At 60.4% G+C, this 7,880-nt stretch carries 9 protein-coding genes; 2 read left to right on the top strand and 7 right to left on the bottom strand.

Annotated features, from left to right (window positions below):
- Positions 1-46 precede the first annotated feature (46 nt).
- Complete coding sequence (locus ADADOO_RS17420; protein WP_511278783.1) at positions 47-967, bottom strand: bifunctional riboflavin kinase/FAD synthetase; 921 nt, start codon at positions 965-967, stop codon at positions 47-49.
- 162 nt (positions 968-1,129) lie between these two features.
- Between ADADOO_RS17420 and ADADOO_RS17425 the strand changes: the two genes are divergently transcribed.
- Entirely contained in the window at positions 1,130-2,167 is a 1,038-nt protein-coding gene (locus tag ADADOO_RS17425) for a GGDEF domain-containing protein (RefSeq protein WP_511278784.1), read from the top strand.
- Here the strand turns inward: ADADOO_RS17425 and ADADOO_RS17430 are convergent.
- Together ADADOO_RS17430 and tsaE are read right to left on the bottom strand one after the other, a co-directional pair.
- Positions 2,164-3,510: an N-acetylmuramoyl-L-alanine amidase gene (locus tag ADADOO_RS17430; protein ID WP_511278785.1), complete on the bottom strand. Its 1,347-nt coding sequence runs from the start codon at positions 3,508-3,510 to the stop codon at positions 2,164-2,166. The two genes, ADADOO_RS17425 and ADADOO_RS17430, sit on opposite strands and share 4 nt — an antisense overlap.
- The gene (tsaE, locus tag ADADOO_RS17435; RefSeq protein ID WP_511278786.1) at positions 3,444-3,959 is read right to left on the bottom strand and encodes a tRNA (adenosine(37)-N6)-threonylcarbamoyltransferase complex ATPase subunit type 1 TsaE; all 516 of its coding nucleotides are present in this window, start codon (positions 3,957-3,959) and stop codon (positions 3,444-3,446) included. Before tsaE ends, ADADOO_RS17430 begins: the two co-directional genes overlap by 67 nt.
- Here tsaE and queG point away from each other — a divergent pair.
- Positions 3,954-5,000, top strand: coding sequence for a tRNA epoxyqueuosine(34) reductase QueG (gene queG / locus ADADOO_RS17440; protein ID WP_511278787.1), 1,047 nt, complete (start codon positions 3,954-3,956; stop codon positions 4,998-5,000). The two genes, tsaE and queG, sit on opposite strands and share 6 nt — an antisense overlap.
- A gap of 66 nt (positions 5,001-5,066) precedes the next feature.
- Here the strand turns inward: queG and ADADOO_RS17445 are convergent, their stop codons facing one another.
- The 4 genes from ADADOO_RS17445 to ADADOO_RS17460 form a co-directional block, all read right to left on the bottom strand.
- Complete coding sequence (locus ADADOO_RS17445; RefSeq protein ID WP_511278788.1) at positions 5,067-5,906, bottom strand: sulfurtransferase; 840 nt, start codon at positions 5,904-5,906, stop codon at positions 5,067-5,069.
- 3 nt (positions 5,907-5,909) lie between these two features.
- Positions 5,910-6,254, bottom strand: coding sequence for a SpoIIAA family protein (locus tag ADADOO_RS17450; protein ID WP_511278789.1), 345 nt, complete (start codon positions 6,252-6,254; stop codon positions 5,910-5,912).
- 36 nt (positions 6,255-6,290) lie between these two features.
- Entirely contained in the window at positions 6,291-7,142 is an 852-nt protein-coding gene (locus ADADOO_RS17455) for a DMT family transporter (protein WP_511278790.1), read from the bottom strand.
- 112 nt (positions 7,143-7,254) lie between these two features.
- Positions 7,255-7,880, bottom strand: a 626-nt coding sequence (locus ADADOO_RS17460; RefSeq protein ID WP_511278791.1) for an RHO alpha subunit C-terminal catalytic domain-containing protein, incomplete at its 5' end; no start/stop codon positions are given.

The following is a 7,880-nucleotide window of genomic DNA, read 5'->3' on the forward strand; positions in this document are numbered from 1 at the left end:
TATCCGGCAGGTTCAGGGTGTCTTTGTAATCAGCCATTTTGCGTGCTCACAGCTCGAAAAAAGCCCGGGCAGCCGCGGCATCTGCCGCGATCTGCGCCTTGAGGGCGTCGATATTGGGAAAACGTTGTTCGTCGCGCAACTTATGGACAAAACGCACCGAGATGTGCGCCCCATAAATGTCGCGATCGAAATCGAAGAGATGCACTTCCAGCAAGGGCCGCGTGCCGCCCACCGTCGGCCGGACACCGAGATTGGCGACGCCGGGAAGCGGTTTGTCACCCAGGCCGCTGACCTCAACGGCAAACACGCCCGTCATCGGCAGCGGATTATGCTTGATGCGCAGATTAGCCGTCGCGAAACCGATCTGGCGACCGAGCTTTTGGCCGTGCGACACCTGACCGTCAATGATATAAGGGCGCCCGAGCAGGCGGGCCGCATGCGCCATGTCGCCAGCCAGCAAGGCGCGACGGACGGCGGAACTCGACACGCGCTCGCCATCGGCCAGGACGCTGCCCATCGCTTCGACGGCAAAGCCAAAATGCCAGCCGGCATCCTGCAACAGGGTAAAATCACCGGCACGCCCGCGACCAAAGCGAAAATCGTCGCCAATGATCAAATGGCGGACCTGGCAACCGCGAACCAGCACCCGCTCAACGAACTCCTCGGCCGAGAGTGCCGCAAAAGCTGCATTGAACGGGCAGATCATCACTTGCCGTGCCCCACACTCGCCAAGCAACTCAAGTTTTTCGCGCAACGTCGTCAGGCGAGCGGGCGCTGATTCCGGCGCAAAAAAGTCACGCGGATGCGGCTCGAAGGTCAGCACCATCGGCGCCAGCTGGCACTCCATGGCAACCTGAGCCAAGCGCCTAACCAACGCCGCATGCCCAAGATGAACGCCATCGAAATTGCCGATGGCGAGCACAACCGGAGCCGGAACGGGACGCGAATAACCGCGAAAAACGCGCATAAGTGGATTAACAGGAAAAACGTTGAATTATAACGATTTAAGCCACCCTTCGGATACCGGCGGATAGCTTTGCATCAGCCACCGTACGGACACGCCAAAACCGGGACGATCCCTTTTCGCTATAATCAACGAGTTTAACAAAATCACCCATCTCCCAAATTCATGCTCGAATTGATCAGCCATGTAGTCCAAATTTCGGCGCGACGAGACCGCACCGAAATCAATTCGGCCATGGTTGATACCTTGATCAGCCTTTTTCACCCGCAGAACCTGACCATCTACCGCTGCTACGTGGGAAACAAAAAGGCCATGGTCTTCGCCTGTGCTGGCTATGGCCCGAACGGCCAGTTCCTGCGTAACGCCTACCTGCCCGACCACCGCTTCTGTCAGCCGATCGAGCGCGATCCGCTACTCAACCGCTGCCGCAAGGAACTCTCGGCCGTCATCGACTTTCTCGATGACGGCTCGCACCGCATCGTTTTTCCAGTTCTCCGCCTCAACGAACCGGTCTACTTGATCGAACTCACCCTCACCAACGAGTTCTCCGCCGATCATCGCGTAACTCTGATGGGCCTGATCGAGTACTTTGGCAACCACATTGCGCTACTCGACTATGGCGAGGCCGACACCCTGACCGGCCTGGCCAGCCGCAAGACTTTCGACAAGCATCTTTTTGAACTGCTCGGCAAGGCCGCCAGCGACGAGATGCTCGGCGGCCCGCAAAGCCGTCGTCGCGGTACGCCCGAAAGCAGCCATTGGCTGGCCGTCTGCGACATCGACCACTTCAAACAAGTGAATGACAACTTCGGCCACCTGATCGGCGACGAAGTATTGATCCTGCTGGCTCAGGAAATGCGCCAATCTTTCCGCTTCGACGACCAGTTGTTCCGTTTTGGCGGAGAAGAATTCATCGCCTTGCTGCAACCGACCGACGAGCAATTTGCCCTGGCGACGCTGGAGCGCTTCCGCACCAATGTTGAAAAACAGCTGTTCAGCCGGGTTGGGCAAATTACCGTCAGCGTGGGCTTTAGCGCCCTGATGCCTAACGACACGCCAACCGACGTTATCGACCGGGCCGACGAGGCGCTGTATTTCGCCAAGCGCAATGGTCGCAACCGGGTCGACTGCTATGAAAAGCTGGTCGCCTCAGGTGACGTGGCCGCCAAGGAAATCGCCAAGGGCGAAGTCGAACTGTTCTAGCCGAGCAAGGCCAGCTTGGCTTTTGGCCCGGGCGGATGCTTGATGAAGTACTGGCGAATACCGCGGACGATCGCCCCGGCCAGTTTTTCCTGATAGGCGTCGTCGTTGAGCCTGGCTTCTTCTTCCGGGTTGGAGATGAATGCGGTTTCAATCAGCGCCGACGGAATATCGGGCGCCTTGAGTACGGCAAACCCGGCCTGCTCGACATGAGCCTTGTGCAGCGTATTGATAGAACCCAGTTCGCCGAGCAGGTATTTGCCCAGCTTCAGGCTGTCGTTGATCGTGCCGGTCTGCGACAAATCGAGCAGCGTACGGGCCAGGAACATGTCCTTGCTGCCGATGTTGACACCACCGATCAGGTCGGCTTGATTCTCCTTTTGGGCCAGCAGGCGAGCCTGCGTGCTTGAGGCACCTTTTTCGGACAGCACGAACACCGATGACCCCTTGGCGTCGGGCTTGATCCACGCATCGGCATGAATCGACAGGAAGAGATCGGACTGGATGCGCCGAGCCTTCTGGACGCGCATCTGCAAGGGCACGAAGAAATCGGAATCGCGGGTCAATACGGCACGCATGTTTGGCTCGGCATCGATACGCGCCTTGAGGCGTCGGGCAACTTCGAGCGTGACGTTCTTTTCGTAAGTCCCCGCCTTGCCGACGGCACCGGGGTCTTCGCCACCATGGCCGGGATCAAGCATGATGGTGACCAGACGGTCGACAATCGGCTTGCCGGATTTTTTGCTGGTCTGGATTTCCGGCGCCTCGATGGGTTTTTCAGGGTTCTTGGTGGTGTTTTCATCGGGCCGCTTTTCGGTCAGCGGGAAATCCTGCTCGCTGTTCAGCGGCTCGACCGCGTCCTTGCGGCCTTCAAGCAGGGCCATCATCGGGTCGGGCGGATTGACCGGGTAGACGTCAAGGACCAGACGGCGACCATATTCGCCAGCCGGCTCAAGCGTGAATACCTGCGGATTGACCTTGCCCTTGAGTTCCATGACGAGGCGCACGACGCCTGGTTTGAAGCGACCGGCGCGCAGCAGCTTGATATTCGGATCGTCGGTGGCTACCTTGCGGGCGAGACTATCGAGGACACTGTTGAATTCGACGCCTTCGATGTCAACAACGAGGCGATCCGGATTTTCAACGGTGAAATGGGTGAATTTGAGTGGCGCGTCGTGTTCGAGCGTGACGCGCGTGTAATCGGCGGCCGGCCAGATGCGCACGGCGAGGACAGACGGCAGCTTGGCAGCGGCGCCGGCCAGCGGCGTAACAGAGAGGATCAGCGAGGCGCCGGCATAACGGAGGAGCTGGCGGCGGCCATGGCTGGGATGAGCGTGTTTAGACATGCCTGCCCTTGCGGTGAATCTGCCACGGCTTCGAGGACACGCCCGACACCTGCATGATGAATACGCAACCGCAGGTCTGGCGACGGAAGGCAGCCAGCAGCCCTTTCCGGCCATTCGACCAGGCAGATCGCAGCGTCATTAAAGTATTCATCAAAGCCCGCATCGAGAAACTCCTCTGGGGACTCGAAACGATAAAAATCAAAGTGATATAAGTATAAGCTCGAAACTACGTAAACTTCAACCAGTGAATAGGTAGGGCTTTTGACCGCGCCGGTATGGCCAAGTGCCCGAATCATCGCGCGCGATAGCGTTGTTTTGCCCGCGCCGAGGTCGCCTTCGAGGAAAACGACCATCCCCGGCCGCAGCAAGGGCGCCAGTATTTCCCCCAGGCGCTGGGTCGCCGCCTCGTCGGGCAATTCGAAAACGGCGGTAACATCGGGGCTATGCACGATCAGGACTCCACGGTGGATTACGCGGCACTCAAGGAAAAAATCCGCGAGGCCGGCAGGGAACTCGGCTTTGCTGCCGTGGGCGTGGCACGGGCCGCACCCGGCCCCGCTGTCAAAAAAATGCGGGAATGGCTGGCCGCCGGCTGCCACGGCGAGATGGATTATATGGCCCGCCATGCCGAATTACGCGCCGAACCGCAGCAACTGCATCCGGGAACGATCACTGTGATCAGCGCTGCGGTCGACTACCTGCCACACCTAAAAACCACCGACCAGCCGGAGCAGGCGGCGATTTCGCGCTACGCCCAGGGCCGCGATTATCACAAGCTGATCCGCAGCCGGCTGCAGAAACTGGCTGATGCCATTAGTGCGCAGATCGGGCCATTCCGCTACCGTGTGTTTTCCGATTCGGCCCCGGTCATGGAAGTCGAATTTGCCCGTCAGGCGGGGCTGGGCTGGCGCGGCAAGCACACGCTGCTGCTCTCGAAACAGGGTTCATGGCGTTTTCTCGGCGACATTTACACCGACCTGCCCTTGCCCCCCGATGCCCCCATCGCGGAACATTGCGGCACCTGCACGGCCTGCCTCGACGCCTGCCCAACCAGGGCGATCGTCGCGCCCTACCAGGTCGACGCCCGGCGCTGCATTTCCTACCTGACCATCGAGCTGGCCGGCCCGATCCCGGAAGAATTCCGCCCGCTCATCGGCAACCGGATTTACGGCTGCGACGACTGCCAGTTGTGCTGCCCGTGGAATCGTTTTGCGCAGCTTGGCGACCCGGCGTTTTCGCCGCGCCACGGCCTCGATACGGCGACGCTGATCGAACTGTTCGGGTGGACGGAAGCGGAATTCAACCAGCGCCTGACCGGCAACCCGATCCGTCGCATCGGACACGAGCGCTGGCTACGCAATATCGCCGTGGCGCTGGGCAACGGGGCATCCACGGTCAACGCGAAAAAAGCGCTAAAAATGAAATTGGACCATCCGTCGGCACTGGTCGGCGAGCACGTCAAATGGGCGCTGACTCGCCTGGCGCCTTGAAAAGACCGGGCGGCACATCGGCAGGCGTCATTTCAGCAGCGGGGTTTGTTTCAGCTGGCCGCCCGCTCAGCGCGCCACCGGCCGCCCCGGATCGGCGCACCATTCGCTCCACGAGCCGGCATAGAGGCGCGAACCGGGGAGGCCGGCGATTTCCATGGCGACCATGTTGAAGCAGGCGGATACGCCCGAGCCGCATTGATGGACAACGAGATCTGGCGGCGAACCGGCCAGGATGGCCAGCCATTCGGCGCGCAGTACGGCGGCCGGCTTGAAACGGCCGTCGGGCAACAGGTTGTCCTTGAAAAAACGATTCACGGCGCCGGGAATGTGGCCACCAATCGGATCGATGCTTTCGTTCTCGCCACGAAAACGGTCCGGGCCGCGCGCATCGATCAGATGCATGTGCGGCGTTTCGATGCTTTCGAGCACGAAATCGGCTTCGACCAGTTGGTTCTGCCGGAGCGGCACGAAAAGACGCGGCGACCGCGTCGGCACGACGTCGGTCATGGCCCCGCCCGCCGCCAGCCAGGCTGACAAACCGCCGTCGAGCAAGGCCACGCGGTCATGGCCGAGCCAGCGCAGCAGCCACCACAGGCGCCCGGCGATCATGCCCTGGGCGTCATCGTAAACCACGACTTGCGTCGTCGCCCCGACGCCAATTTCGCCCAACCGTTGCGCCAGTTGCTCCGCATCGGGCAGCGGATGGCGACCATTGCAGCCGTTCATCGGCCCGGACAGGTCACGGTCGCAATGCAGGAAGACGGCACCGGGAAGGTGACACTCGGCGTAAACACGTTCGCCGTAGCCGACGTCGGCCAATTGGTGGCGGACATCGACGACCAGCCAGTTCGGGTCATCGAGATGCGACTGCAGCGTCGCGACGTCGACCAGGGTGGTGTAACTCACCGTTTATTCGTCCAGCCAGGCCTTCGCCTCATCAGCATTGTCGAAGACCTCGACGTCGGCATTGACGAAGGTCTGCGACAGCCAGGCGCTCCACGTCACCCACTGGCTGTCGGTGACCACCGCGACGCGCTTGAAATCGTTGGCATGGGCCCGCGAAAACTTGACCTCTTCCCAGGCCACGTCGAGCGTCAGGCCGGCCATCTGGCTCAGGTCAAAACAGAGATTGACCGGGCCTTCGAACTTGACCTTGAAATTGACGACTTCCTCGAACTCCCGGTAATCGGCCAGCGTGAATTCGCCAAACACCGAAACGTTTACGCGGCTCGGTTGGTGGTCGATGACGATCATGGTTTTGCTCCGTTGTTGGTATTGTCTAAAGAAAGTTTAATCCTGTTCCACCGGGCTGGCGCGGGAAAAGTGCGTGGCGGCGATACCGGACAGGATGATCAGCGCAATCGCCGCCCACGCCGAGGCATCGAGCACCTCGCCCCAGAAGGCCATGCCGAATAGGCAGGAAAAGATCACTGTGCTATAGGCCAGCGCCGCCGACATCAGCGTTTTGCCGCGCGTGTAGGCGCGCGTCATGGCCAGCTGGGCGACTGTGGCGAAGCTGGCGACGCCGAGCAAAAGCAGGCCGCTTTTGAGGTCGACCGCGTGAATGTCGCTGAACAGCAACCAGGCGCCGGCGCCGACCGACGAGACCAGCGAGAAATAGAACACCGTGCGCATTTCCGGCTCGCCGCGCGCGCCAAGCTCACGCACGCTGAAATAGGCCATGCCGGCCATGACACCGGAACCGAGGCCGATCAGGCCGCCGACCAGTTGATCAGCGTGCATGGTTGGTTTGAGCAGCAGCACCACGCCGATCAGCCCCAAGACCAGGGCGCCCATGATGCCCTTGCGCAGCCGCATGCCGGCAAAACCAAGGTACAGCGCGAGGAAAATGGCCGAGGTGTAGTTGAGGGTCACGGCCGTTGCCAGCGGCAACAGCGTGATGGCGTAGAAGTAGGCAAACAGGGCGATGAAGCCGACGGCGCCGCGCGTCACCTGCCAGCGCAGGTGTGGCGTCGCCAGCGGCACGCCGTGCAGGCGGACCAGCCCGAACATCAGGATCAGCGAAATGAAGCTGCGGTAAAACGTGATTTCGACAGCCGAATGGGTCTGCGCGGCAAACTTGACGCAGACGCCCATGCAGGCGAAGAGAAAACTGGCGGCGATCATCCACAGGGATTGCATTGATTAGCGGCTAGTTGTTAGTCATTAGTTGTCAGCAGAAAGCAAAAGCGACGGGCTTGACCCCGCCGCCTCTTTGCTACGGTGAACCGGAAAAAAGGCCAAAATTGAAATGTCAGCGCGTCTCGATAGCTGACTGCATGATCCGCCGATAAAACTCGTGGAAATGCTGCATGCCGTCTTCCATCGGACTTTGATAGGGGCCGACTTCGCTGCGCCCTTCCTTCATCAGCGCATAGCGGCCGCGGTCCATGCGTTCGCCGATGTCGTCGTCCTCGATCGCCGTTTCCATGTAGGCGGCGCGTTCGGCTTCGATGAAATCGCGCTCGAAATCGACGATGTCCTCCGGGTAGTAGAACTCGACGACATTAAGCGTCTTGTTCACCCCCTGCGGAATCAGCGTCGACACGACCAGCACGTGCGGATACCACTCGACCATGATGTTCGGAAAGTAAGTCAGCCAGATGGCGCCATGCTCCGGCGTCTTGCCTTCGCTGCCGTAAATGTCGCGGACCGCCTTCTGCCAGCGCTCGTAAGCCTTGGAGCCAGATTTCTGCAGCGAGGTGATGCCGACGCGCTGCACCGAATACCAGTCGCCGAATTGCCAGGTCAAATCGTCGCAGGTGACGAAATTGCCAAGGCCCGGGTGGTAGGGCGCAACATGGTAATCCTCGAGATAGACCTCGATGAAGGTCTTCCAGTTGTAATTGCACTCGTGCATCTCGACGTGGTCGAGCTTGT

The sequence above is a fragment of the Azonexus sp. genome, from assembly GCF_036170495.1.
GTDB lineage: Bacteria > Pseudomonadota > Gammaproteobacteria > Burkholderiales > Rhodocyclaceae > Azonexus.